This is a genomic window from Curtobacterium oceanosedimentum (assembly GCF_040545555.1).
In the GTDB taxonomy this organism is placed as follows: Bacteria; Actinomycetota; Actinomycetes; order Actinomycetales; family Microbacteriaceae; genus Curtobacterium.
In genome coordinates, this window is the sequence record NZ_JBEPMD010000001.1 from 107,596 (window position 1) to 131,159 (window position 23,564).

Below are 23,564 nucleotides of genomic sequence, written 5' to 3' on the forward strand. Positions count from 1 at the left end.
GGTCGTGAACGACTTCGTCCCCTTCGCCCCGACCGACTCCGCCGCCTGGACCACCGCACCGCACGGCGAGTCGACCAAGTACCGCCGGGGAGTGCTCGGCGTCGCGACGGGTTCCGACCGGTACCCGGGAGCCGCCGTGATGGGCGTCGACGCCGCGGTGCACACCGGGGTCGGGATGGTCCGGTACGTCGGGCCGTCGCGGGCGACCGACCACGTGCTCACCCGGCGTCCCGAGGTGGTCTCCGGTGTCGGTCGCGTGCAGGCATGGCTGGTCGGATCGGGCATCTCGGCGGACTCGCTCGACGAGCTCGACCGGTCCACCGCCGACGCGTTCCGGCACGCCTCGGACGACGGGGTGCCGGTCGTGGTCGACGCCGGGGCGATCCCGCTCGTCGACCTCGGCCCGCTCGCGGTGCTGACGCCGCACGCGGGCGAGCTCGCGCCGGTGCTCGACACCTCGCGCGAGACCGTCGAGCGCGATCCGGCGACGGCAGCGCTGCGCGCCGCGGAGCGGACCGGGAGCGTCGTCCTCCTCAAGGGCTCGGACACGCACGTGGCGACGCCGGACGGGTCGGTCCGGCTCGTGGCGTCGTCGGCGACACCGTGGCTGGCCGCAGCCGGCGCGGGGGACGTGCTCGGCGGAGTGCTCGGAGCGCTCGTCGCCACGCGGCAGGGCGCCGCGGAGGCGTCGGGCGCGGCGCTCACGCCGTCGGACCTCGCACACCTCGCGGCGACGGCGGCGGTCGTGCACGGCGTCGCGGCGCGGCGGGCGTCGCGGGGTGGGCCCTTCACGATGACGGCGCTGATCGATCAGCTGAGCGGCGTGGTGCGGGACCTGGTCGTCGACGGCGACGCGCGGGGGTAGCGCGCGCGGCCGGGTGGGTGGGTGGGGCCGCGGGCGCGGCGCTCCCCGCTGCGGAACGACAGATGCGATGTCGAGCGACAGCGGATCTGACGTTCTGCGTCGTCGCGGCGACCGGATGACGGCCGGGAGGCGCGGGGCGGGCGGGCGCCGTGCCTCCCGTCCGGTGGTGGGACGCGTCAGGACGCGGGGGTCGCGAGACCAGGCGGGGTCGCGTCCGACCGGCGCGTCAGGACGCGGGGGTCGCGTGCACGAGGAACTCGACGGCGCCCGCGTCGTCGACCTGCACGAAGCCGAGGTCGGGGGCCTGCACCCCGAAGTCCGAGAAGGTGATCGGGACCGTACCGGACACCGCGACGCCGTCGCCGTCCAGCCCGACCTGCAGGTCGGCGCGGACCGCCTTCGTCACGCCGTGCAGGGTGAGCTCGCCGTCGGCCCGGACCTCGGTCGTGCCGGAGCCGCTCGGGACGGCGTCGGCGATCGGCTCGGTGAGCGTGAAGGTCGCCTGCGGGAAGGCCGAGACGTCGAGGGCGGAGTCGCGGAAGTACGAGTCGCGCTGCGCCGAGTCGGTGGCGATGTCGGCGACCTGCACCGTGATCGTCGCCTCGGTGATCGAGGTCCCCTCGACCCGGGCCGAACCGGTGACGCTGTCGGTCCGTCCGGTCACGGTGACGGCGGAGCCGTTGAGGACCTCGTGGACGCGGTAGCCGGCCTCGGAGTCCCCGCCCACGGTCCAGTCGCCGGACAGGTCGGCCGGGTCGAGCGTCGACGGAGCGCGGCTCGCGGCGACCGAGGGCGTCGCGGAGGCCTTCGCGTTCTCGTTCGAGGTGTACACGCTCGTACCGACGGCGACGCCGACGACGGCGAGCACCGCGACGAGCAGGACGATCCCCGCCCACACGAGGGGCTTGCGGGTGGCGGGGCGCTGGCGGGGGTCGGTGCTCACCCGGGAACGGTGACACGTCCTCCTCAGGGGAGCCTGTGGGTCGTGCCGCTACGCTCGCACGGTGCAGCAGCGGTTCCGGTGGGTCGAGGGCGTCTCGCTCGCCGTGGTGTTCGTGCTCGTGCACGCCGTGCTGTGGTGGCTCGCCACGACGGCGCCGAACCAGCCGCTGGGTGACGTCACCCTCGCCTACCGGCGGTGGATCGAGATCGGGCGGATCGACCACTCGTGGGTCGGGGTCGACACCGACTGGGTGTACCCGGTGTTCGCGCTCGTGCCGATGGCTGCGGCGGCGCTCGGCGGCACCGCAGCGATCGCGAGCGGCTGGCTCACCATCATGGTGCTGCTCGACGCCGTGGCGTGCGCCTTCCTGTGGCGCTTCCGTGCCTTCGGCGTGCGGGTCGTGTGGTGGTGGCTCGTGTTCCTGCTCGCGCTCGGACCGATCGCACTCGGACGGATCGACACCGTGGCCACCGCCCTGGCCCTCGTCGCAGTGGCCTTCGTCGTGACCCGTCCGGCGGTCGCGTCGGCGCTCTTCACCGCTGCGGCATGGACCAAGGTCTGGCCGGCTGCACTCGTCGGCGTCCTGGTGCTGCTCCGACGGGGACACCGGAGCGCCGTCGTGACCGGCGCACTCGTCGTGACCGGGCTGATCGTGCTCGTCGACGTGCTCTACGGGGGAGCGCCGCACCTGCTGTCCTTCGTCACGGAGCAGAGCGACCGGGCGCTGCAGGTCGAGGCGCCGCTCGCGACGCCCTTCATGTGGGCGGCCGCACTCGGGGTGCCCGGGGCGGCGGTGTACTACGACCGCGAGATCCTGACCTTCGAGGTGTCCGGAGCGGGCACCCACGCCGCAGCAGCCCTGTCGACGCCGCTGATGGCACTGCTCGTGATCGGCGGCCTGGTCCTCGCGGTGCTCGCGGTCCGCGGTGGCGCCCGTCGCACCGAGGTCGCGCCGGTCCTCGCGCTGCTGTTCGTCGCGGCGCTCATCGCCGTGAACAAGGTCGGGTCGCCGCAGTACGTCGGGTGGTACGCGGTGCCCGTGGTGTGGGGACTGGTCGCCGGGCACCCGAGTGCACGGCGCTTCCTGCCGGTGGCGATCGGGCTGCTGCCCCTGGCACTGCTGACGCAGGTGATCTACCCGGGGTTCTACGACCAGCTGCTCGCGGTGCGCCCGTGGATGGTGTCCGTGCTCACGGTGCGGAACGTGCTCGAGGTCGCCGTGCTGGTGTGGGCGGTGGTCGTGCTGGTGCGGCTGGCTCGGCGTCCGTCGGGGCGTCCACTGGGGCGTGCGTCGGGCTCGTCGGGCTCGTCGTCGACGCCGGCGTCCGAATCGTCGGTGCACGGGGGAGTCGACCGGGGCAGGATGGACGCATGATCGTCGCGTTCTCCGTCGCACCGTCCGGTGGTCCCTCGGCATCCTCGGACGGGTCCGTGCACGACGCGGTCGCCGCAGCGGTGCGGGTCGTCCGCGAGTCCGGGCTGCCGAACCGCACCTCGTCGATGTTCACGGAGGTCGAGGGGGAGTGGGACGAGGTGATGGACGTCGTCAAGCGCGCCACCGAGGCCGTCGGCGCCCACGGCACGCGGGTGTCCCTCGTCCTCAAGGCCGACATCCGCCCCGGGCACACGGGCGAGATCGACGGGAAGCTCGAGCGGCTCGAGGCGGCACTCGGTGAGTAGCCGGTCGTCGTCAGGGGTACATGCGGCCGTTGTTGCGGTCGCGCTCGGCCTGCCGGAGGGCCTCGGCGATCTCGGGGTCACTGCCCTCGTACTGCCGCGAGCGTGAGCCGAGGTCCGTCAGGTGGTGCATCCACAGCCACAGCCCCACCGCGACGAGCAGGACGACACCGGTCACGATCCACCACCCCATGGGCCGAGCGTACGCCCGCTGGGAGGCGCAGGACACGCCGCGCGCCTCCCGGTGTTGTCGGTGGTCGGGTGTCTCATGGTCCGCATCGAGCCGCACCGGTGGCTCGGGTCGACCCCGACGACGACGAGGAGCGCGTGATGATGCACGACGGCTGGTGCCCCGACTGCGACCTGCAGACGGTCGTCATCGACAGCGACGAGCAGGGCGGCAACGCCTGGGCGAGCTGCACCGAGTGCGGGTCGGGGTGGGCCCATCGTGACGAGCTGCCCGAGCCGGTCTCGACCGGGTCCGTGAGCCAGGAGCGCCGCGCGGCCTGAGGCCCGTCGAGCAGCGACGGTACCTGTCGCGCTGGCTCCTCCGGCGGGAGCCGCTCCCGCTCCACAGCGGCGTGTCCGGCTGACGTCGAATCGATTCGGCCCGTCGTCTTCCGTCGGCCGTTTGGAGCGGTCTACACTGCTGGAACGGGCCGCTGCAGGCGTGCTCGGACCGTTCGACGCCGAACACGGACCGACCCCGCTGCCGACTCCGCCGCCACAGGGGTGCCGCACCGCTGCCGTGGGCACACCGGGAGCAGCGGGACGTCGTGGGCACACACAGCGTGCGGCGTGGCGGTCCGGTCAGGTCCCGGCACGCATCCGGGTCCGGCCCCTCGTCCCACCTCCGTTCCTCCCGATCCAGACAGGTCGCATGACGCTCACCACGCCGACGCAGCGCGCGTTCGCCCTCATCGCCCTCGCCCTCGGTGGCTTCGCCATCGGGTCCACCGAGTTCGTCGCGATGGGGCTGCTGCCGAACATCGCCGAGGCCCTGCTGCCCGCGCAGTACGCCGCCGACCCCGCCGCCGGTGTCGCGCACGCCGGCTGGCTCGTCAGCGCGTACGCCCTGGGCGTCGTGGTCGGTGCGCCGACGATCGCGGCGATCTCGGCGACGTTCCCGCGCAAGGGCCTGATCCTCGTGCTGCTCGTCGGCTTCGTGGTAGCCACGGTGGCGAGCGCGGTGCTGCCGAACTTCGGCCTCGTGCTCGTCGCTCGCTTCGTCGCCGGTCTGCCCCACGGTGCCTACTTCGGCATCGCCTCCATCGTCGCCGGCGAGATCATGGGCCCGGGCAAGCGCGGCAAGGGCATCGCGATGGTGATGCTCGGCCTGTCGATCGCCAACGTGGTCGGTGTGCCCGCGATCACCTGGATCGGGCAGAACGCCGGTTGGCGCATCGCGTACGGCGTCGTCTCGTTGCTGTTCGCCCTGACCTTCCTCGCCGTCGCAGCGTTCGTCCCGCGCAGCGCCGCCGACGAGCACGCGACCATCGGCCGTGAGCTCCGGGCGTTCCGGTCGCCGCAGCTCTGGATCGTGATGGGCCTCGGGGCCGTGGGCTTCGGCGGGTTCTTCGCCGTCTACTCGTACATCTCGCCGCTCGTGCAGAACGTCACCGGGCTGCCCGAGTCCGCCGTGCCGCTCGTGCTCGTGGTCGTCGGTCTCGGCATGGTCGTCGGCGGGGTGCTCGGCGGTCACCTCGCCGACCACAGCGTCAAGCGCACGATCTACATCGGGATGCTCGCGCTCATCGGTGCCCTGCTCGTGACCGTCTTCACGGCGCAGTGGGTCTGGGGTGTGTTCCTCGGCGCGTTCCTGCTCGGGGCGACCTCCTCCGCGATCCCGCCGGCGGTCCAGTCGCGTCTCATGGACGTCGCCGGTGACGCCCGGACCATCGCGGCGGCGCTGAACCACTCCGCGTTCAACATCGGGAACGCGCTCGGCGCCGCGCTCGGCGGGGCGGTCATCGCTGCCGGCTTCGGGTTCCTCGCGCCGGCGTGGCTCGGCATCGTGCTCGCGCTGCTCGGCTTGCTCGTGACGATGGTGAGCTACGGCGTCGAACGGCGGACGGACCGTCGTGCCTCCTTGCGCTCGTCGTCGCCGTCGACCGGACCGATCACTGCACCGGTGCCCACGGTCTGACCCCCAGCGGAGCCGGGCGCGGCACCGGTCGGCTCCACCGGGCTCGCTGACCGGTCACCGCCCGGACGTCGCGCTGCGACGCCGCCACCACCGTCGCAGTCGTGCGGCGTCCCCCCATTCGAACACCAGGTAGGTCAGTACCGCGAGGCCGATCGCTGCGAAGATCGCCGGGCTGACCCAGGTCGAGTCGATGTCGTCTCCGTTCCACACGGTGCCCGGCTCGGGATCGAGCAGGTCGGCGTCGCGGTAGCCGGTCCGGACGTCCCCGACAGGGGGTCCTGCGGGTCGGAGGACCCGCCGTCGTACTCGACGTCGCGAACCGGACGTGACCCGTCGTCCGGGGTCCACGTGCCGTACCAGACGCAGGACTCGTCACCGTTCCGATCCCTCGAGCAGTCCTGATCGGTCAGCCGGAAGCTGCCCCAGTGCACCGGCTGGTCCCGTCCGGCGGAGCGTGTCGCCGCCACGCCGGCCGCCCCGATCACGAGCACGAGCAGGACGGCGTACGCCGCCAGCGCCAGGCCGGTGAGCACGAGCGGACGTCGATCCGGGGAGCGGCCTGCGTGCCGTCCGACCCCACGTGCGCGACGGGCTGCTGAGCGAGGGCGGGTCAGGTCGGACACCTGCACATCTTCCCGTGCCGACGCTGGTCCGCGCGCTGACGCTCCGCTGCGCCTCGGCGCCGATGAGCTCCGCGGAAGCGACAGAAGGCCGCGAACGTTCCGTGTGAGCCTGTCGCTTTCGCGGCAGCCAGCAGCCGGCAGCCAGCAGCCAGCAGCCGGCAGCCGGCAGCCCGGCAGCCGGCAGCCGGCAGCCCGGCAGCCCGGCAGCCGGCAGCCCGGCCGCAACCGGCGGGCACACGCGCCGAGACGACGGACGGGAGGCCCGTGGCGGTGTCGCCACGGGCCTCCCGTCCGTCGTGTGGGTGCCGGCTAGAGCCCGACCGGGCTGCCGTCCTGCACGATGATGCCGTCGGTGATCGCGCGCTTCCGCAGCGCGACCTTCGTGCCGACGTCGAAGCCGGCGACGCGGTACTTCTCGCGGATGCGCTTGAGGTAGCTCTTCGCGGTCTCCTCGGAGATGCCGAGCTGGTACGCGACGCTCTTGACGGGCTCGCCGCCGCCGTACAGCGCCATCACGCGCCGTTCCTGCGCGCTGAGCTTCGGCACACCACCGACGTCGCCGCTGTTGATCGCCAGGTCGAGCTCGGCGGAGACGTACTGCTCGCCGCGCTGCGCCGCACGGATCGCCTCGACGATCATGTCGGCGTCCTCGCTCTTCACGAGGTAGCCGAGGGCACCGGAGCCGAGGGCCTCACGGACGACGTTCGGCTCCGAGTACGTGCTCATCACGACGGTCTTCACACCGGCGGTCTTGAGGGTCGAGATCTTGAGCGACACCGGGATGGAGTCCTTGAGGTCCAGGTCGAGCAGCACCACGTCGACCGGGAACGCCGGGCTCGTGAGGAGCTCCGGCCAGGTCGTGACGGCGGCGACGAGCGTGATGTCGTCGGCGGCGCTGCGGATCCACTCCGTGAGCGCGCCGAGCAGCATGCGGTGGTCGTCGACCAGTGCGAGTCGGATCGGTTCCTCTGGAGTCGCCATCAGGCGTCCTTTCTCGAAGGCAGTGCACGCCGATCCTAGGTGTCGGGACCGTCCGGGCTGGGGAGGTGTGCCGGGTGTCCGGCAGTTCGGACCCGTCTACATCGACGGGTGTCGGTCGACGACGCAGTGCGACACGACGCGGAGCGTCCCTTCGCGGAACGACTCCGTGTACGGACCGATGCGCTGCAGCGCGCTCCACGCGGTCGGGCCGAGGCGGCGGCGGGGGATCCCGCGGGACTCGAACACGATCGGGACGTCCATGCGCTCGTCGGAGACCGGGTGGCCGTCGGAGCCGATCGGGCCGAGCGTCACGGAGACGACCGGGACACCGGGCTGCGCCGGACGCCCGTCGCCCACCATCTGCCACAGGGCCTGCAGCAGGCCGTCCCGCTGGGCGGGTCCCAGGTGGCCGGCGAGGGACTGCGGGTCGGCCACGCTGACCGAGCGGCCGAGATGGTCGGACTCCGTGATCGCGTGGTAGAGCCACGTCTCGCGGCGCCCCTCGATGAGGTGCAGCCGGAGCTCGGTCGCCAGCGACGCGGCGACCGATGCCGAGGCATCCGAGAGCGGCAGCGGGTCCGAGCCGTTCGCGACGGCGTCGAGGAGCTTCTCGGCAGCCAGGTCGAGCCGGGCCAGTTCGTCGGACGCCAGCATGCCGACCGCGAACTGCGGCGCCTGGACGTTGCTCTGCACGAGTACCCGGTCGAGCTCGCGCTGCACGAGCTGCCGGAAACGGTGGACCACGAACAGGGCGACCGACGGCGGCACGACCACCAGCGCGAGCAGCGAGACGATGCTCGGCAGGCTCGTCGGGGTGATCGGCGTGGACACGGCCGCCATCACGGCGAAGCCGGTGCCGAGCACCGCGATGGCGGCCGCGACCTCGCGGGCGGGGCGGAGCGTCGCGACCGGGAGCAGGGCGAACGCCGCGGCCACCGAGGCGCTGGCGGTGTGCGCGATGTCGTGCTCGGGGAAGATGCCGATGAAGTCGAGGGTCACGACGCACGCCAGCACGGTGCAGATCAGCGCGAACGCGGTTCCGGTGAGTCGTTCGCCGTAGGTCATCAGGCTGAGGCCGACGCCGATCGCGGCGACCAGGTACAGCGCCCATGCGGCCGTGGGCAACCAGGGCTCGGAGTAGCCCGGCAGCCGGACCAGGAAGAAGACGATGCCGACGACGGCCTCGATGGCGGTGAGCACCGCGGCGCCGAGGCCGAGGTACCCGGCACCGAGCGATGCGCCGGGCTTGGCCGCCTGGCGGAGCGACCGGGCGCCGGTCGAGGTCGACGGGAGCCCTCGGGCCTGCCGTCGTTCGCTGCCTCGGTAGCGCTCGCGCGCCTCACGGCGGGTGCGGGGTGCCGGCTGCACGGTCTCTCCGGGCAACCCGCGGCTGATGGTGTCCTCGGGGATGCGGGTCATCGCGGGGCCTCCAGGACGACGGTCGTGCCCGAGCCCGGGGCGGAGAACAGCTTGGCGTCGCCGCCGACCTCGCGGAGCCGGTTCACGACGCTCTCCTTGAAGCCGAGGCGTTCGGCGCTCACCGCGTCGAGGTCGAAGCCGACACCGGAGTCGGTGACCATGGCGCGGACGGTCTCCTGGTCGTGGACGATGGTGACGTGGGCCTCGCCGACCCCCGCGTGGCGGCGGACGTTCTCCAGGCACTCGCCGAGGGCCAGCAGGAACGCGTCGAGGACGTGCGAGGGGAGCAGGACCTGCCCGGTGCCGTGCCAGCTGACCTCGAGCCCCATCCGACCGAAGCGCTGCTTGACCGACTCGAGGGTCTGGCCGAGCGGCGATTCCTCTTCGCGGGTGAGCGAGTAGTCCCCGGACTGCTGCGGCTGCGGGGTGGCCCCGAGACGGAGGTGACGGAGGAGCCTGGCGTCCTCGGCGGCCTGCTCGCGCATGGCCTGCTCGGACACCCCGACGCCGGAGTGGGCCAGGAGCGTGAGGGTCGCGAGCACGGTGTCGTGCAGGAGTCGGGCGCCCTGACGGCGCTGTGCCTCGGTCTCGCTGGCCTGCCGCTCCGCGCGGTGTGCCGTGCCGATGCTCTGGATGCGCCGGGCGACGCGGGGGATGCTCCGGGCGATCCACACCGACACGACGGCGACGAGCACCCAGCCGAGCACCACACCGGTCGTCGGACCGGAGAGCGGGCCGCCGGAGGCCCAGACGACGGCACCGACGGCCGCGACCCCGGCGACGATCGTCATCGCGAGTCCGACCGGGGCGCCCCGCTGGGCCATCAGCGGTGCGGACAACGATCCGGCGGCCAGTGGCACCACGGCGCTGGCGACCACGGACCGCACGTCGGGATCGGCGCCGAAGAGCAGCAGTGCGAGGGCGCCGAGGCCCGACGCGAGTGCGAGCGCGGTCCACCACACCGAGCCGTTCGTGCCGAAGACCAGCAGCGCGGCGATGAGCACGGCGATGCACGCGAGCGCGCCGAGCAGGGGGACGAGCGGTACCGCGAACGAGGACACGATGCCCACGACGGAGACCAGCGCGCACGTGACGCCGACGACACGGGTCGTCGACCGCAGCAAGCGGTCGCGTTCCTGTGCGATGAAGTCCATCGGTGTCCTGGTGGTGACGTCGGTTCGGTCGGGTCCGGTGGTTCGCCGGACCCCGCGGGCGGGGTACCCGTCGCCATCATTCCACGCGGCCCACCCGTTGTGGGGTGTTCGGCACGCGGACGTGGACAGATCGGTCCGTGGGCGCGCCGGGCGCGCCGCGCACGTGCCGCGGTGACGGCGACGGGCCGTTCAGTCGAGCAGCCGTCGCAGGTGCGCCCCGACGGCCTCGTGCTCGATGAGGAAGCCGTCGTGGCCGAACTCGCTGTCGAGCACCGCCGCTCGGTCCCCGTCGAGCGTGTGGGGGATCCCCGCCGCGATCCGGTGCTGGTCCTCGAGCGGGAACAGCCGGTCGCTCGACACCCCGACGACGAGCGTCCGGGCGGTCACCGACGCGAGCGCTGCGGACACCCCGCCGCGCCCGGCCCCGACGTCGTGCGAGTCCATCGCCTGCGTCAGCGCGACGTACGAGGAGGCGTCGAACCGTCGCGTGAACCGGTTGCCGTGGAAGTCGAGGTAGCTCTCCACCGAGAATCGTCCGTCGTCGCCGAGCGGGGAGACGTCGCTCTGCCACGACCGCGCGAACCGCCCGTTCAGCTCGTCCGGCGCCCGGTAGGTCATCAGCGCCATCCGCCGCGCGAGCGACAGGCCGCGGTGCGGCCCCTCGCCGGCCTCGGCCTCGTAGTAGTCGCCGCCGGCGTAGCCGGGGTCGGTCTGGATCGCGGCGCGCTGCAGCGAGTTCGCCGCGATCTGGTCGGCCGTCGTCTGCGCGGTCGACGCCAGGACGGCGAGCCGCTCGACCCGGGACGGGTGCGTGACCGCGAACTCGAGGGCGTGCATGCCGCCCATCGATCCGCCGACGACGGCCGCGAAGACGTCGATGCCGAGCGCGTCGGCGAGCTGCACCTGCACGGCGACCTGGTCCCGCACGGTCACGAACGGGAAGCGCGAGCCCCACTCGACGCCGTCCGGGGCGACCGACGAGGGGCCGGTCGTGCCCTGGCACCCGCCGAGCATGTTCGGCGCGACGACGAACCACCGGTCGGTGTCGATCGCCAGGCCCGGTCCGACGACGTCACCCCACCAGCCCGCCGTCCGGTGGCCGGGCCCGGCGGGACCGGTGACGTGCGAGTCCCCGGTCATCGCGTGCAGGAGCAGCACGGCGTTGTCGCGCGCCCCGTTCAACTCGCCCCAGGTCTCGTAGGCCACGCGCACCGACGGGATCCGTCCGCCGCGGACCCACTGCTCGCCGAGTGCGGCGAACTGCCGGGAGCCGGGGTGGTCACCCGGACGCCAGGCACCGGTCACGGGCGGCTTGCCGAGCGTCCCCAGTTCGGTGCCGGGCACGAGGGTGGACGGGACCGAGTCCTCGGGGATCGTCTGCCAGTCCATCGGGTCCAGTCTGCCGGGAGGCGCGCCCCGCCCGCGCCGTGTTACGTCACCTCGGGCGCGTGGCGGGGTTCCGTCCCGGGCCGCGCTAGGCGCGCTGGCCCTCCTGCGAGACCGCCCGGGCCGCCGCGAGCCCCGCCTCGAGGTCCGCACGCAGGTCCTCGACGTTCTCGATGCCGACCGAGAGCCGCACGAGGCCCGGGGTGACCCCGGTCGTCAGCTGCTGCTCGGGCGTGAGCTGCGAGTGCGTGGTCGACGCCGGGTGGATCACGAGCGAGCGCACGTCGCCGATGTTCGCCAGGTGCGAGAACAACCGCAGCTCGTCGACGAACGCCTTGCCGGCCGGCACCCCGCCCTTCAGCTCGAACGACAGCACGGCTCCGACCCCGCGCGGCGCGTACTTGTTCGCCGCCGCGTACCAGGGCGACGTCGGCAGCCCGGCGTACGACACGGTCGCCACCTCCGGGTGCCGGTCGAGCCACTCGGCGATCTCCTGGGCGTTCGACACGTGCCGCTCCATGCGCAGCGACAGCGTCTCGATGCCCTGGAGCAGCGCGAACGCCGTGTCCGCCGAGTTCGACGCGCCGAGGTCGCGCAGGAGCTGCACGCGGGCCTTCACGACGTAGGCGAGCTCGTTGCCGACGGCCTGCGCGAACACCGCGCCGTGGTACGACGGGTCGGGGGAGTTGAACTCCGGGAAGCGCTCGGCGTGCTCCGACCAGGCGAACCGGCCGCCGTCGACGATCACGCCGCCGATGACGGTGCCGTGGCCGCCGAGGAACTTCGTCGCGGAGTGCACCACGACGTCGGCGCCGTGCTCGAACGGGCGGATCAGGAACGGCGTCGCGATCGTGTTGTCGACGATGAGCGGCAGGCCGGACTCGTGCGCGACGCTGCTGACGCCCGCGATGTCGAGCACGTTGATCCGCGGGTTGCCGATCGTCTCGGCGAAGAAGAGCTTCGTGTTCGGGCGGACGGCGCGGCGCCACTCCTCGAGGTCGTCCTGGTCCTCGACGAACGTGGTCTCGATGCCGAGCTTCGCCAGCGTGTACTTGAACAGGTTGTACGTGCCGCCGTAGATCGACGACGACGAGACGATGTGGTCGCCGGCACCGGCGATGTTGAGCACCGCGTAGGTCTCGGCCGCCTGACCGCTCGACACCAGCAGCGCACCCGTGCCGCCCTCGAGCGCCGCGATGCGCTGTTCGACGACGTCGTTCGTCGGGTTCATGATCCGCGAGTAGATGTTGCCCGGCCGCGCCAGCGCGAAGAGGTCACGGGCGTGGTCCGAGTCCTCGAACACGTACGACGTCGTCTTGTAGATCGGCGTGGCGCGTGCCCCGGTGGTCGGGTCCGGCTGCGCGCCGGCGTGCACCTGCGTGGTCTCGAACCGCCAGGCGGCTGCGTCGTTCGTGCTCATCGGGGCTCCTGTCGGGTCCGGTCCGTCAACTGGTCGCTGCGCTCCGGCCGGGAGGCCCTGGGCGTCGTCGCGACGACGGTCACGCTACGCAGGTGGCGGGCCGGGCACCAGCGGCGTTGCCTCGCGACGTAACGCGCCGGCGACTGGCAGGATCGGACCGGACGAGAGGGGGAGAGTCATGCGCGCTCAGGACGTGGCGGAGAAGCGGTTCCAGCCGACGAAGTTCCGCAGGGGGTACTCGCAGGACGACGTCGACGACCTGCTGGACCGGGTGCAGGCGACGCTCGCCGCCGCGGAACGGGGCGACCGTCCGGTGACCGGGGACCGGACGGTCACACCGGAGGACGTGGTCGCCGTCCGCTTCCGCGCGACGAAGTGGCAGGAGGGCTACGACCAGGACGAGGTGGACGACTTCCTCGACGAGGTCGTGGTCGCGCTCCGGGCACTCGGCCGCTGAGCCGTCAGCGCTCGACGGGCTCCCGGCGGAACAACCAGTCGACCTTCGGCTCGAGCAGCCACCGCATGCCGCGCCGCACGAACGGCTGCGCGAGGAACAGGCTCACCGCGCAGGCCACGACGACCATGAGCAGCACGTACGGCCACGCCGAGTGCTCCCCGGCCAGGATGCCGGACTCGCGGATCGGGTAGAGCACGAACGTGTGGAGCAGGTAGACGTACATCGTCGCGGCACCGAACCGGGTGATCCACACCGTCCGGCGGGGCACGAGCAGCAGGAACGACGCCGTCAGCACGGTGGCGAGCAGCACCAGGCCGAGCCGGACCCCGCCGGCCCACCAGGCGTCCTCGCCGAGTCCCGAGTACGAGTCGTCGTAGAAGAACCAGTGGTGCAGGTCGAAGCCCTTGAACTGCGGGATGAACAGCACGCACGCGGCCGCCCACGCCGCGAAGACGACGATGGCGGCCGTGCGGAGACGGACCACCACGCGGCGGGGTGCCTCGTACCAGCGGTCGAACACGCCCCACCGCTTGACCTGCCACCCGAGCAGGAAGAACGGCAGCAGGCTGATCGCCCGGCCGAGGGATAACGTCGAGTCGACGTTGTCGAGGTACCCGACGCCGATGCTGAGCACCACGGCCCAGACGAGCGACCACCGCAGGATCGCCAGGTACGGCAGGATCAGCCGGAAGATCCCCAGGGCCAGCAGGAACCACAGCGTCCAGGTCGGCTTCGTCGGGTTGAACTCCTTACCGCCCTCGACGACCGCCTGCACCACCGTCCAGATCGTCTGCATGACGATGTACGGCACCACGATGTCCGTGAAGGTCCGCCGCATCCGCTCGGCCGTCGGCGTGGCAGCGGACGAGAAGTACCCGCTGATGACGCCGAACGCCGGCATGTGGAACGCGTAGATGAACGTGTAGAGCGCCAGGGCGTGCTCGCTGCCGGCCGTCTGCCGCTGGATCGCGTGCCCGATCACGACGAGCGTGACGGCGACGAACCGGGCCGTGTCCCACATCGGGATCCGTCGCGGCGACCGGCCCGGCTCGAGCGGCGTCGCCGGGGCCGAGGGCGCGGGGGGAGCGGCGTCCGTCGTCATGACCGGTCACGGTACCGGATCGTGTCCTCCGCGGATCGGTACGGTTGTGCCGACACCACCTGGAGGCACCCATGGCAGCACGTCCCGACACCGAGCGGCCCGACACCACCGAGCGGCTCGCCGTCGTCACCGGCGCGAGCTCGGGCATCGGCGCAGCGACCGTCCGGCTGTTCCGCGAGCACGGCTGGCAGGTCCTCGCCGTCGCCCGGCGGCAGGAGAAGCTCGAGGCGCTCGCCGCGGAGACCGGGGCGTCGTTCCTGGTCGCCGACGTGACCGACGCCGGCGCCGTCGTGGCGTTGGCGGCCCGCGTGGACCAGCTCGGCGGTGCGGACGTGCTCGTGAACAACGCCGGCGGTGCCCTCGGCTCGGCGAGCGTCGAGGAGTCCGACGTCGACGACTGGCGTGCGATGTTCGAGGTCAACGTCATCGGCACGAAGCGCGTGACGGCCGCCCTGCTCCCGCAGCTCCGACGTCGCGCGGCCACGCACGGGGTCGCCGACGTCGTCACGGTCACGAGCACCGCGGGGCATGTGGCCTACGAGAACGGCGGCGGGTACAACGCCGCGAAGTTCGCCGAGCACGCGCTGGTCGGTGCCCTTCGGCTGGAGCTGAACGGGGAGCCGCTGCGCGTCGTCGAGATCGCCCCCGGACTGGTGAAGACCGACGAGTTCGCCCTGACGCGCTTCCGGGGCGACCGCGCGAAGGCCGACGCGGTGTACGCCGACGTCCCGGAGCCGCTCGTCGCCGACGACGTCGCCGAGGCGATCGTGCACGCGGTCGAGCTGCCGGCGCACGTCAACCTCGACCTGGTGACGGTGCGGCCGGTCGCGCAGTCGGCGCAGCACAAGCTCGCCCGCGGGCCGCTGACGCCCCGGAGCTGACGTCCCGGCGCGCGCGGTGTCGGGGCGCGGGTCGCGGCGGGTGGCTCCCTGCCGGTACCGTGGGCGGATGCCGATCAGCAGCGAACCCGGGCACGCCGAGCAGGCGCCCTCGACCGTGACCGTGACGAGCGGGCCCGAGGTGCTCGGTTGGCTGGAGTTCGGCGATGCGGCACGGCTGCTCGCCAAGGACGTCCTGTCCTCCGGCTTCGAGCCCGAGGTCGTCGTCGCGGTCGCGCGCGGCGGCCTGATCATCGCCGGCGCCGTAGCGTACGCGCTCGGCACCAAGGAGTGCGGCTCGATCAACGTCGAGTTCTACACCGACGTCGAGCAGCGCCTGGACGAGCCGGTCATCCTGTCGCCCGCCCTCGACGCGCCGAGCCTGTCGGGCAAGCGCGTCCTCGTGGTCGACGACGTCTCCGACTCCGGCCGCACCCTGCGCCTGGTCGTCGACATCATCCGGAACGCCGGTGCCGACGTGCGGAGCGCCTGCCTGTACTCGAAGCCCGGCACCGTGCTCGAGCCCGACCACGTGTGGCGTCGTGTCGACGGGTGGATCACCTTCCCGTGGAGCGCCCTCGCCCCGGTGACGGCCGAGTCGTGAGCATCCACCTCGTCGGCGGGGGTCCCCTCGTCGCGGCGGACGTCGCCGCCCCGTTCCTGGCCGAGGCCACCGCGCGTTCCGCCGCCGTCGGTCGGAGCGTGCCCCGGATCGCCCTGCTCTCCGTGACCGGTCCGTCCGGTACCGCTCCGTCGTCGACGGCCGACATCGCCGGGGTCCTCGGCGGTGCTCGGCAGGCCGAGGTCCTGGTGACCGAGGTCGCCGCGGGCGAGGTGTTCGCCACCGCGGTCCTCAGTGACGTCGACGCGCTGGTGGTCGGGGGCGGGGTCACCCCGGCGTACCTCGACGCGATCCAGCCCCTCGTCGACCAGATCCGGCTCCTGGTCTCCGACGGACTCCCGTACCTCGGCTACTCGGCCGGCGCGATGGTCGCGGCCGATCGGGCGCTCGTCGGCGGGTGGCGCATCGGCGGCGTCGAGGTCTGCCCGCAGGCCGCGTCCGAGGGCTTGGACGAGGTGGAGCTCCGCGAGGGGCTCGGACTCGTCGACCTGACCATCGACGTGCACGCCGTGCAGGCCGGCACCCTGGCCCGACTCGTCGCCGCGGCCGAGGCCGAGTTCGTCACGGCCGGACTCGCGATCGACGAGGACACGGCGCTGGTCGTCGGCGAGGGTGCGCTCGAGGTCCGCGGGACGGGCAGCGTCTGGCGCGTGGTCGCCGGGGACGAGACCGTCTCCGTCGCGACCATGGGCGCCTGAGTCCCGTGCGGCCGCACCCCCTCCGCGACCTCGTCGACCCCGGGTGGGCCGAGGCCCTCGCGCCGGTCGAGGCCGACGTGCACCGGATGGGGGACTGGCTCCGCGACGAGGTCGCCGCAGGCCGCCACTACCTGCCCGCCGGCGACGTCGTCCTGCGAGCCTTCACGCAACCCTTCGACGACGTGAAGGTGCTCGTCGTCGGGCAGGACCCGTACCCGACGCCCGGCCACCCGATCGGGCTGTCGTTCGCGGTCGACCCGCACGTGCGCCCGGTCCCGCGGAGTCTGGCGAACATCTACCGCGAGCTCCACGACGACCTCGGCGTGACGCCGCCGGAGCACGGGGACCTGCGGGCGTGGTCGGAGCAGGGCGTGCTGCTGCTCAACCGGGTGCTGACCGTCGAGGCCGGTGCCGCCGGCAGCCACCGCGGCAAGGGCTGGGAGGCCGTCACCGACCAGGCGGTCCGTGCGCTCGTCGCCCGGGGGAAGCCCCTCGTCGCCGTGCTGTGGGGTGCCCAGGCCGCGTCGGTGCGCCCGCTGCTCGGCGACACCCCGGTGGTGGCGTCCGCGCACCCGTCGCCGCTCAGTGCGTCGCGGGGCTTCTTCGGCAGCCGGCCGTTCTCGCAGGTCGACGCGCTCCTCCGCGAGCAGGGCGCCGACCCGGTCGACTGGACGCTCCCCGCCTGACCCTCCGCCGGCTGACGACCGCCGCCGGGTTGCACCCCGTAGGCTCGGACCGTGCTCGAGGAGGAATACCAACGCCGTCGTGTGCTGCCGCGACACCTGCGTGCGCCCGTGCCCGCCGAGGCGACCTTCTCGTACTCGATCCGCGCTGCCGAGCCGCGCGACCTGCCCGACGTCCGCGAGATCCACACGCACTACGTCCGCAACTCCTCGGTGACGTTCGATCCGTCCGCGTTCACCTTCGCGCGGTGGAAGCAGCGGTACGACGAGGTCCGTCGCCGGGGGCTGCCGTTCCTCGTCGCCGAGAACCCGTCGGGGCAGATACTCGGCTACGCGCTGGTGGACCCCTGGAACCCGCGCGACCGGTCGAACCACGTCGTCGAGGACTCGATCTACCTCGGTGCCGCCTCGGGCGGGAAGGGCCTCGGCCGTGCGCTCATGGAGGCGCTGCTCGACGAGTGCCGCGCCGCCGGCGTCCGCGAGGTCATCGCCGTGATCGCCGACCGGCAGGCCGAGGCCTCGATCCGCCTGCACGAGCGGCTCGGTTTCGAGGAGGTCGGCCGCATGGGCAAGGTCGGCTTCAAGTACGACCGGTGGCTCGGCACCGTCACGATGCGGCTCCGCCTGCGCGGGCCGCGGCTCTTCGCGCGCGCCCGGCGCTGACCCGCGACCTCGAGACGCCGGCGTCGGCGCGGAGCGCCCTCGACGGGTGCAGGACGCCGCCGGGATCGAGGCGTCTCGGCGCCCCGGCGGCGTCTCGCCCGGGCCGCGGCGTCTCGCCCGGGGCGAGCAGGGCAGTCGAGGCGGCGCGGTGCCGGACGGGAGGCGCGTGGCGGGGCCGCCGCGAGCCTCCCGTTCGCCCGTTCCTTCCCATCACGCGTGCGATGGCTGGTGGTTCCGGGCGTACCTGGTGCTCTGGGAACGCCAGGCACGCCCGGTTCTGCCAGGTACGCCCGGTTCCGCCCGGTACGCCCGGTTCCGCCCGGTACGCGCACCGCGCGGCGCGCCGCGCGCCCGTCAGGCGTCCGGCGCCTCGGCGATGAACTCGTCCCGGGTGACGCGCAGCAGCGCGGTGGCCGCCTCGCCGGCCGCGGCGGCGTCCCCCGCGACGACCGCGAGCGCGACCGCCTCGTGCCGGACCGCGGCGTCGCGGGTCCAGCGGGAGATGGTGTCGCGCGACTCCGACGTCCGGGTCCGCAGCAGTGCCTCGACGGTGCCGGCGAAGTGGGTGAACACGGCGTTGCCCGACCCGGTCAGCAGCGCACGGTGGAAGCGGACGTCGGCCTCGAGGTAGGCGCGGCTGTCCTCCCGCGCCCAGGCATCGAGCATGTCCCGCGCCGCGAGCAGGACCGCGTCGGCGGGGGACCCGGCGGCTCCGGACGCGTCGCCGGCACCGGCGGCACCGGCGACGAGCGCAGCCGCGACGGGTTCGACCCCGAGCCGGAGCTCGAGCAGTTCCCGCTGCTGCACGAAGTACGCGGGCGAGGCTCCGCGCCACCGGATGACGGTCGGCGCGAGCAACTCCCACGACGTCACGGGGAGCACCAGCGTGCCGACGCGCTGCCGTGGCTCGACCAGGCCGAGGGACTGCAGGACGCGCAGGGCCTCGCGCACGACGGACCGGGACACGCCGGACTCCGAGGCGACGAGCTCCGGACGGACGACGGTGCCCGCGGGCAGCACCCCGTCGACGATGCGCTGCCCGAGCGTCTCGAGCACGTGGGCGTGGAGCCCGCGGGCGGTGGTCATCGGTGCTCCTCACGTGCGCTGGGTCGGGCCGAGCGTGATCTGGGTTCGACCGGGCGTGCACTGCGGTCCGGCCGGCGTCGGGGAGCGGTCCCTGTGACGCGGTCTCCATCGAAGCGGCAGACTGCGCCGCAGGGTGGCTGCCGCGCGGGAGATCGTTGTACAGTCTGATTTATCAGATTATTGGGCGGTCGAGAAGTCGCCCGGGCGGCCGCTCGCGAACGGCCGCCTGCGCGTCACGACCCACGGACGCACACGAAGGCGACGGAGCCGCGAGGCAGCGGCTCCAGGAAGGGGCACAGATGCCTCACGCACCCACCGGAGGAACCGCGCCGGCCGACGCGTTGCACGGGCTCACGGTCCTGGCAGCCGAGGGCGGCCCGACTCAGACGGTCGACCCGTCCGGCCCGATCGGGCAGCTGATCGTCGCCGCACTGCTCGGGATCGTCGTGATCATCGTGCTCATCACCTGGCTCAAGGTGCACCCGTTCGTCGCGCTGACGATCGGCGCGCTCGGGGTCGGCATCGGCGCGGGGCTCGCTCCCGACAAGACGGTGACGAGCTTCGGCAACGGCTTCGGCGCGACGATGACGAGCGTCGGCATCCTGGTCGGCCTCGGCTCGATGTTCGGTCGCATGCTGGTCGACTCCGGGGCCGCGGACCGCGTGGTCGACACCCTGGTCCGTCGATCGTCGAAGGCGGCGCTCCCGTGGACGATGGCGCTCATCGGCGCGCTGATCGGCCTGCCGATGTTCTTCGAGGTCGGCCTGGTGCTCCTCATCCCGATCATCGTGCTGGTCGCCAAGCGCAGCGATGTCCCGATCATGAAGATCGCGGTCCCGGCCCTGGTCGGCCTCTCCACCATGCACGCCTTCGTGCCGCCCCACCCCGGCCCGCTCGTCGCGGTCTCCACGGTCGGCGCGAACCTGGGCACGACGCTCGCGTTCGGCATCGTCCTGGCGATCCCGGTGATCATCCTGGCCGGCCCCCTGTTCGCGCGCTTCGCCGCGCGCTGGGTCGACATCCCGGCGCCGGACATGTTCGGCTCGCGCGGATCCGGCACCGGCTCGTCCGGCGGCTCCGGCCCGTCGGACCCCGCGCACGCCGGCCGGGAGGCACGCCGCGGCCCCGCAACGCAGGACACCGCGTCCCTGCCGAACGGCAAGAGCGACTTCACCCGCGTGATCAGCGAACCGCGCAGCCCGTCGTTCACGACCGCGCTCGTCGGCATCCTGCTGCCGGTCGTGCTCATGCTCGCCCAGGCGGTCCGCGAGGCGGTCGCACCCGACGCCGCCGGCGGCTGGGTGTCGCTGCTCGACTTCCTCGGCACCCCGATGATCGCGATCGGGATCGCCACCGTCTTCGCCATGGTGTTCTTCGCGATCGGCGGCGGGATGGACCGCAGCGCCGTCGCGAAGTCCCTCGAGGACGCCCTGCCCCCGGTCGCCGGCGTGCTGCTCATCGTCGGAGCGGGCGGTGGCTTCAAGCAGGTGCTCATCGACACCGGCATCGGCGGGGTCATCGCCGACGCGGTGCAGGAGTCCGGCATCTCGGTGCTGCTCGTCGCCTGGGTGGTGTCCGCCCTCGTGCGCGTCGCCACCGGTTCGGCCACGGTCGCGACGGTCACGGCGGCCGGCATCATGGCGCCGATCGCCGCCGACCTGTCCACCCCGGAGACCTCGCTCCTCGTGCTCGCGATCGGCGCCGGCTCGGTGTTCCTGTCGCACGTCAACGACGCGGGCTTCTGGCTCGTGAAGGGCTACCTCGGGACGACGGTCGGGCAGACGTTCAAGACGTGGACGGTGCTCGAGTGCCTCATCTCGGTGATCGGTCTCGTCGGCGTGCTCATCGCGGGGGTGTTCTTCTGATGGCGGCCACCACTCCGCGTGTCCTCGTGGTGATGGGCGTCTCGGGCTCCGGCAAGTCGACGCTCGCCGCGACCGTGGCCGAGCGCCTCGGGTGGGAGTTCGCCGAGGGCGACGACATGCACCCGCCCGCGAACGTCGCGAAGATGGAGGCCGGCACCCCGCTCACCGACGAGGACCGCTGGCCGTGGCTCGGGACGATCGCCGACTGGATCCGGTCGCACCAGGCCGACGGGATCCCCGGTGTCGTCACCTGCTCGGCACTGAAGCGCTCCTACCGGGACGTGCTCCGCGCGCCCGGGGTGGTGTTCGTGCACGTCGCCGGGGACCCCGCGCTCGTCGAGCAGCGGATGTCCGCCCGGGCGGGACACTTCATGCCGACGTCGTTGCTCGCCTCGCAGCTGGCGACGCTCGAGCCGCCGCAGCCCGACGAGGCACACCTGACCGTGTCGGCCGAACGCTCGCCCGACGAGGAGAGCGCCGACGTCGTCGCGCGGCTGGGGCTCGGAGCCGACCGCTGACGGCCGTCAGCTGAACCAGATCGCGGTCCCGACCGGCAGCTCGGACAGGGTCTTCGTCATCGCCGCGGAGATCCGGACGCACCCGTGCGAGCTGCCGTTCGGGTCCGGGTAGTAGTGCAGGGCCGTCAGGGCCGCGTTCCCGCCGTACTGCGGGATGCGCGACGAGTGTGCGCCGGTCAGGATGATCGGGTTCCCCTGCGTGTAGGTCACGCGGGCGTCGACGTAGGCGGCCTCCACGTAGGTCGCGGTCGAGGTGGGGGTCGGGTCGTCCGGGGTCCCGAGCCGTGCGGGCTCGGAGGCGGACACCGATCCGTCCTTCCCCACGACGGACACCGTCGACGCGGCGACGTCGACCTGGATCATCCGGTCGGACGCCGCGATGGTGAAGTCGGCGGCACGCGCCCAGGCGAAGGTCGCGCTCGGCGCGGTCGGGTCACCGCCGTCGCCGGGCGTGCGGTTCCGCGCGGGGGTGGAGACGAGGACCATGCCGCCGTCCTCGCCGTCCGACCGGCCCCACACCGCGGTCGCAGCAGGCGTCTCGATCGTGGAGACCGTCGAGGCGAGGGTGGCGACCGGGCGGGCGTCCGGCGAGGGGTCGGCGTAGAGCGCGACGAGGCGCTGCTTCGGTGTGGCGATCTCCCACCGGTTGTCCGGCCGTACGTGGCTGCCGTCGAGCAGCTCCGGGACGACGGCGTCGTGGTACGCCAGGGGGAGTGCGGCGAGCTCCGCCTCGGACGCAGCCACCGGGATCGCGGGCAGCGTCGGCGCCGGCGTCGGCGTGGCCGTCCGCACCGGTGTCGGCGTCGTCCGCGCGGCGGTCGTGGTCGCCGGCTCGGGCTGCTGCACGGCCGCGCCGATCCCCACCGCAGCCAGCGCCGCTGCCGCCACGGCGGCGATCGTGATGCCCCAGGTCCTGCGTCGCATGTCCCCTCCTGTGCACAGTCCACCAGATCCCGGCCGTGAGGGCACCTCGGGACGCGCTGGCACCATGGCGGGCATGGCGATCGACGACTCCCTCGGACTCCTCACCCGCGGCTACGGCTTCGGCGCCCACCTGTGGCGTCAGACCGCACCCGGCGCCCGCGCGGTGCCGTTCCGGTTGCTCGGTCGGCCGGCGCTGCTCGTCCGCGGCAGGGAGGGCGTCGACCTGTTCTACGACGGTGACCGCACCAGGCGGCACGGTGCCATGCCCGCCCTGGTGCAGCGGACCCTGTTCGGTGCGGGGTCGGTGCACTCGCTCGACGGCGCGGAGCACCGACACCGCAAGGCGACCTTCGTCGACGTGGCGTACGAGGACGAGCAGGTCCGACGTCTCACGCCGTTCCTCGCCGAGGAGTGGGCACGCGAGCTCGACGGCTGGCTCGCCGGCGGCCGGCGGTCGGCGTACGACGCAGCGGTCGGCGCGATCGGACGGGCGGTCATGCGGTGGGCCGGGCTCCCGGGCACCCCGGCAGCGAAGACCCGGTGGTCGGCGAAGCTCGCGCAGGTCGTCGACGGCTTCGGGGTGCCGTACTCGCCCGAGTACCTGCTCGCCGTCCTGAACCGGCACTGGTCGGACCGGCACGCCGCCCGACTCGTCGAGGCGGTCCGCGGCGGACGGATGCACCCCGCCGAGGGCACGGCACTGCACGAGTGGGCGTGGCACCGCGACCAGGAGGGCGCCCTGCTCCCGCCGCGGACGGCGGGCATCGAGCTGCAGAACTCGATCCGGCCGGCGATCGCCGTCGCCCGGTTCGTCGCCTTCGCCGCGAAGGAGCTCCACGACCTGTCGGAGTGGCGTGGTCGGATCGCCGAGGAGACCCTGTCCCGCGGCTCGCTCGTCGACGGGCCCGTCGCGGTCGCCTTCGCGCAGGAGGTCCGCCGCACCGCGCCCTTCGTCCCGGTGCTCCCGGCGTGGGCGACCGAGGACGTCGAACTCGACGGCGAGCGCCTCCGCGCGGGCGGACGGGTGGTGCTCGACATCCTGGGCACGGACACCGATGACCGCTCCTGGCCGGACGCCGACCGGTTCGATCCCGCCCGCTGGCTGGACGTCACCAGCTGGGACGACGTCGAAGCCGTGGCGACCTTCGTGCCGCACGGCGGAGCGGACGTCGCGACCGGGCACCGGTGCCCGGGGGAGAAGGTCGCCGTCGCGGCCCTCGCCACCGCCGTCGCCGTGCTGAGCGACCCGCGGATCGAGGTGCTCGACGAGGGACTCGACGTCGACCGGCGGCGGATGCCGACGAAGCCCGCCTCGGGCGGTCGGGTGACGCGACGCGGCGCGGGCACCGCGCGGTCCGGAGGGTGCCCGTTCCACCGGGCGGCGCACTAACGGGTCTGCAGGCCGGGCCGACCCGGCCACGAGACGGACGGGAGGCCCGTGGCGGGCCCGCCAC

General features: G+C 73.2%; 24 protein-coding genes and 2 pseudogenes. 15 read left to right on the plus strand and 11 right to left on the minus strand.

Annotation, left to right across the window (positions count from 1 at the left end):
* Positions 1 to 4: 4 nt before the first annotated feature.
* Positions 5 to 865 carry an ADP-dependent NAD(P)H-hydrate dehydratase gene (locus ABIC52_RS00500; protein ID WP_354026364.1) on the plus strand — a complete coding sequence of 287 codons (861 nt, stop codon included), beginning with the start codon at positions 5 to 7 and terminating at the stop codon, positions 863 to 865.
* A 226-nt stretch (positions 866 to 1,091) separates the two neighbouring features.
* Here the strand turns inward: ABIC52_RS00500 and ABIC52_RS00505 are convergent, their stop codons facing one another.
* Entirely contained in the window at positions 1,092 to 1,808 is a 717-nt protein-coding gene (locus ABIC52_RS00505; RefSeq protein WP_126891886.1) for a YceI family protein, read from the minus strand.
* A 61-nt stretch (positions 1,809 to 1,869) separates the two neighbouring features.
* Here ABIC52_RS00505 and ABIC52_RS00510 point away from each other — a divergent pair, with 61 nt between their 5' ends.
* The gene (locus ABIC52_RS00510) at positions 1,870 to 3,183 is read left to right on the plus strand and encodes a hypothetical protein (protein ID WP_354026365.1); all 1,314 of its coding nucleotides are present in this window, start codon (positions 1,870 to 1,872) and stop codon (positions 3,181 to 3,183) included.
* Complete coding sequence (locus ABIC52_RS00515; RefSeq protein ID WP_126891884.1) at positions 3,180 to 3,488, plus strand: thiamine-binding protein; 309 nt, start codon at positions 3,180 to 3,182, stop codon at positions 3,486 to 3,488. The genes ABIC52_RS00510 and ABIC52_RS00515 overlap by 4 nt, the downstream gene beginning before the upstream one ends.
* 10 nt (positions 3,489 to 3,498) lie before the next feature.
* On the opposite strand, the gene ABIC52_RS00520 is transcribed toward ABIC52_RS00515, so the two are convergent.
* Positions 3,499 to 3,678 (minus strand): hypothetical protein, encoded by a 180-nt coding sequence (locus tag ABIC52_RS00520; RefSeq protein WP_209823496.1) that lies wholly within the window; start codon positions 3,676 to 3,678, stop codon positions 3,499 to 3,501.
* Positions 3,679 to 3,776: 98 nt separating this feature from the next.
* On the opposite strand from ABIC52_RS00520, the gene ABIC52_RS00525 reads away from it, so the two are divergent.
* Positions 3,777 to 3,995, plus strand: coding sequence for a hypothetical protein (locus ABIC52_RS00525; RefSeq protein WP_209677386.1), 219 nt, complete (start codon positions 3,777 to 3,779; stop codon positions 3,993 to 3,995).
* Positions 3,996 to 4,365: 370 nt separating this feature from the next.
* The gene (locus ABIC52_RS00530) at positions 4,366 to 5,631 is read left to right on the plus strand and encodes an MFS transporter (protein ID WP_126891881.1); all 1,266 of its coding nucleotides are present in this window, start codon (positions 4,366 to 4,368) and stop codon (positions 5,629 to 5,631) included.
* Positions 5,632 to 5,685: 54 nt separating this feature from the next.
* Here ABIC52_RS00530 and ABIC52_RS00535 read toward each other — a convergent pair whose 3' ends face one another.
* From ABIC52_RS00535 to ABIC52_RS00560, 6 genes are all read right to left on the minus strand, one after another.
* Positions 5,686 to 5,841, minus strand: a complete 156-nt coding sequence (locus ABIC52_RS00535; protein WP_354026366.1) for a hypothetical protein — start codon at positions 5,839 to 5,841, stop codon at positions 5,686 to 5,688.
* A gap of 722 nt (positions 5,842 to 6,563) precedes the next feature.
* Positions 6,564 to 7,235: a response regulator gene (locus ABIC52_RS00540; RefSeq protein ID WP_209677381.1), complete on the minus strand. Its 672-nt coding sequence runs from the start codon at positions 7,233 to 7,235 to the stop codon at positions 6,564 to 6,566.
* A 96-nt stretch (positions 7,236 to 7,331) separates the two neighbouring features.
* Complete coding sequence (locus ABIC52_RS00545) at positions 7,332 to 8,654, minus strand: hypothetical protein (RefSeq protein ID WP_209823502.1); 1,323 nt, start codon at positions 8,652 to 8,654, stop codon at positions 7,332 to 7,334.
* Positions 8,651 to 9,808, minus strand: a complete 1,158-nt coding sequence (locus ABIC52_RS00550; protein WP_209677377.1) for a sensor histidine kinase — start codon at positions 9,806 to 9,808, stop codon at positions 8,651 to 8,653. Before ABIC52_RS00550 ends, ABIC52_RS00545 begins: the two co-directional genes overlap by 4 nt.
* Before the next feature lie 189 nt (positions 9,809 to 9,997).
* Complete coding sequence (gene metX / locus ABIC52_RS00555) at positions 9,998 to 11,197, minus strand: homoserine O-acetyltransferase MetX (RefSeq protein ID WP_354026367.1); 1,200 nt, start codon at positions 11,195 to 11,197, stop codon at positions 9,998 to 10,000.
* Between the two features lie 85 nt (positions 11,198 to 11,282).
* On the minus strand, positions 11,283 to 12,614 hold the full coding sequence (locus tag ABIC52_RS00560; RefSeq protein ID WP_126891876.1) for a bifunctional o-acetylhomoserine/o-acetylserine sulfhydrylase: 1,332 nt from the start codon (positions 12,612 to 12,614) through the stop codon (positions 11,283 to 11,285).
* A gap of 178 nt (positions 12,615 to 12,792) precedes the next feature.
* Here ABIC52_RS00560 and ABIC52_RS00565 point away from each other — a divergent pair.
* Both ABIC52_RS00565 and ABIC52_RS00570 read left to right on the plus strand, forming a co-directional pair.
* A pseudogene (locus tag ABIC52_RS00565) lies at positions 12,793 to 12,888 on the plus strand (DivIVA domain-containing protein); the annotation flags it as partial.
* Positions 12,889 to 12,927: 39 nt separating this feature from the next.
* Positions 12,928 to 13,068, plus strand: a pseudogene (locus ABIC52_RS00570) (DivIVA domain-containing protein); the annotation flags it as partial.
* A gap of 7 nt (positions 13,069 to 13,075) precedes the next feature.
* Here the strand turns inward: ABIC52_RS00570 and ABIC52_RS00575 are convergent.
* Complete coding sequence (locus ABIC52_RS00575; protein WP_354026368.1) at positions 13,076 to 14,173, minus strand: acyltransferase family protein; 1,098 nt, start codon at positions 14,171 to 14,173, stop codon at positions 13,076 to 13,078.
* Positions 14,174 to 14,244: 71 nt separating this feature from the next.
* On the opposite strand from ABIC52_RS00575, the gene ABIC52_RS00580 reads away from it, so the two are divergent.
* The 5 genes from ABIC52_RS00580 to ABIC52_RS00600 all read left to right on the plus strand — a co-directional run bounded on the left by ABIC52_RS00580 (position 14,245) and on the right by ABIC52_RS00600 (position 17,717).
* The gene (locus ABIC52_RS00580; protein WP_209823504.1) at positions 14,245 to 15,054 is read left to right on the plus strand and encodes an SDR family oxidoreductase; all 810 of its coding nucleotides are present in this window, start codon (positions 14,245 to 14,247) and stop codon (positions 15,052 to 15,054) included.
* Positions 15,055 to 15,121: 67 nt separating this feature from the next.
* On the plus strand, positions 15,122 to 15,655 hold the full coding sequence (locus tag ABIC52_RS00585) for a phosphoribosyltransferase (protein ID WP_174234737.1): 534 nt from the start codon (positions 15,122 to 15,124) through the stop codon (positions 15,653 to 15,655).
* A complete protein-coding gene (locus tag ABIC52_RS00590; protein ID WP_126891872.1) occupies positions 15,652 to 16,371 on the plus strand; it encodes a Type 1 glutamine amidotransferase-like domain-containing protein in 720 nt (239 codons plus the stop codon). Before ABIC52_RS00585 ends, ABIC52_RS00590 begins: the two co-directional genes overlap by 4 nt.
* A 5-nt stretch (positions 16,372 to 16,376) precedes the next feature.
* Positions 16,377 to 17,057 (plus strand): uracil-DNA glycosylase, encoded by a 681-nt coding sequence (locus tag ABIC52_RS00595; protein WP_126891871.1) that lies wholly within the window; start codon positions 16,377 to 16,379, stop codon positions 17,055 to 17,057.
* 51 nt (positions 17,058 to 17,108) lie between these two features.
* Positions 17,109 to 17,717 carry a GNAT family N-acetyltransferase gene (locus ABIC52_RS00600; protein ID WP_126891870.1) on the plus strand — a complete coding sequence of 203 codons (609 nt, stop codon included), beginning with the start codon at positions 17,109 to 17,111 and terminating at the stop codon, positions 17,715 to 17,717.
* Between the two features lie 354 nt (positions 17,718 to 18,071).
* Here the strand turns inward: ABIC52_RS00600 and ABIC52_RS00605 are convergent, their stop codons facing one another.
* The gene (locus tag ABIC52_RS00605; protein WP_209823509.1) at positions 18,072 to 18,803 is read right to left on the minus strand and encodes a FadR/GntR family transcriptional regulator; all 732 of its coding nucleotides are present in this window, start codon (positions 18,801 to 18,803) and stop codon (positions 18,072 to 18,074) included.
* A gap of 299 nt (positions 18,804 to 19,102) precedes the next feature.
* On the opposite strand from ABIC52_RS00605, the gene ABIC52_RS00610 reads away from it, so the two are divergent.
* Together ABIC52_RS00610 and ABIC52_RS00615 are read left to right on the plus strand one after the other, a co-directional pair.
* Positions 19,103 to 20,668 carry a GntP family permease gene (locus ABIC52_RS00610; protein ID WP_238638187.1) on the plus strand — a complete coding sequence of 522 codons (1,566 nt, stop codon included), beginning with the start codon at positions 19,103 to 19,105 and terminating at the stop codon, positions 20,666 to 20,668.
* Positions 20,668 to 21,186: a gluconokinase gene (locus ABIC52_RS00615; protein WP_354026369.1), complete on the plus strand. Its 519-nt coding sequence runs from the start codon at positions 20,668 to 20,670 to the stop codon at positions 21,184 to 21,186. The genes ABIC52_RS00610 and ABIC52_RS00615 overlap by 1 nt, the downstream gene beginning before the upstream one ends.
* 6 nt (positions 21,187 to 21,192) lie before the next feature.
* Here ABIC52_RS00615 and ABIC52_RS00620 read toward each other — a convergent pair whose 3' ends face one another.
* On the minus strand, positions 21,193 to 22,110 hold the full coding sequence (locus ABIC52_RS00620) for a L,D-transpeptidase (RefSeq protein WP_354026370.1): 918 nt from the start codon (positions 22,108 to 22,110) through the stop codon (positions 21,193 to 21,195).
* A gap of 73 nt (positions 22,111 to 22,183) precedes the next feature.
* Here ABIC52_RS00620 and ABIC52_RS00625 point away from each other — a divergent pair, with 73 nt between their 5' ends.
* Positions 22,184 to 23,500: a cytochrome P450 gene (locus tag ABIC52_RS00625; RefSeq protein WP_354026371.1), complete on the plus strand. Its 1,317-nt coding sequence runs from the start codon at positions 22,184 to 22,186 to the stop codon at positions 23,498 to 23,500.
* Positions 23,501 to 23,564 lie beyond the last annotated feature (64 nt).

What these genes read in the sequence shown, in the direction of transcription:
- metX (WP_354026367.1), bottom strand. Translation starts at nt 11,197, where the DNA reads ATGGACTGGCAGACGATCCCCGAGGACTCGGTCCCGTCCACCCTCGTG.
- ABIC52_RS00610 (WP_238638187.1), top strand. Translation starts at nt 19,103, where the DNA reads ATGCCTCACGCACCCACCGGAGGAACCGCGCCGGCCGACGCGTTGCAC.
- ABIC52_RS00605 (WP_209823509.1), bottom strand. Translation starts at nt 18,803, where the DNA reads ATGACCACCGCCCGCGGGCTCCACGCCCACGTGCTCGAGACGCTCGGG.
- ABIC52_RS00625 (WP_354026371.1), top strand. Translation starts at nt 22,184, where the DNA reads ATGGCGATCGACGACTCCCTCGGACTCCTCACCCGCGGCTACGGCTTC.
- ABIC52_RS00580 (WP_209823504.1), top strand. Translation starts at nt 14,245, where the DNA reads ATGGCAGCACGTCCCGACACCGAGCGGCCCGACACCACCGAGCGGCTC.
- ABIC52_RS00575 (WP_354026368.1), bottom strand. Translation starts at nt 14,173, where the DNA reads ATGACGACGGACGCCGCTCCCCCCGCGCCCTCGGCCCCGGCGACGCCG.
- ABIC52_RS00530 (WP_126891881.1), top strand. Translation starts at nt 4,366, where the DNA reads ATGACGCTCACCACGCCGACGCAGCGCGCGTTCGCCCTCATCGCCCTC.
- ABIC52_RS00620 (WP_354026370.1), bottom strand. Translation starts at nt 22,110, where the DNA reads ATGCGACGCAGGACCTGGGGCATCACGATCGCCGCCGTGGCGGCAGCG.
- ABIC52_RS00585 (WP_174234737.1), top strand. Translation starts at nt 15,122, where the DNA reads ATGCCGATCAGCAGCGAACCCGGGCACGCCGAGCAGGCGCCCTCGACC.
- ABIC52_RS00540 (WP_209677381.1), bottom strand. Translation starts at nt 7,235, where the DNA reads ATGGCGACTCCAGAGGAACCGATCCGACTCGCACTGGTCGACGACCAC.
- ABIC52_RS00615 (WP_354026369.1), top strand. Translation starts at nt 20,668, where the DNA reads ATGGCGGCCACCACTCCGCGTGTCCTCGTGGTGATGGGCGTCTCGGGC.
- ABIC52_RS00550 (WP_209677377.1), bottom strand. Translation starts at nt 9,808, where the DNA reads ATGGACTTCATCGCACAGGAACGCGACCGCTTGCTGCGGTCGACGACC.
- ABIC52_RS00515 (WP_126891884.1), top strand. Translation starts at nt 3,180, where the DNA reads ATGATCGTCGCGTTCTCCGTCGCACCGTCCGGTGGTCCCTCGGCATCC.
- ABIC52_RS00520 (WP_209823496.1), bottom strand. Translation starts at nt 3,678, where the DNA reads ATGGGGTGGTGGATCGTGACCGGTGTCGTCCTGCTCGTCGCGGTGGGG.
- ABIC52_RS00560 (WP_126891876.1), bottom strand. Translation starts at nt 12,614, where the DNA reads ATGAGCACGAACGACGCAGCCGCCTGGCGGTTCGAGACCACGCAGGTG.
- ABIC52_RS00545 (WP_209823502.1), bottom strand. Translation starts at nt 8,654, where the DNA reads ATGACCCGCATCCCCGAGGACACCATCAGCCGCGGGTTGCCCGGAGAG.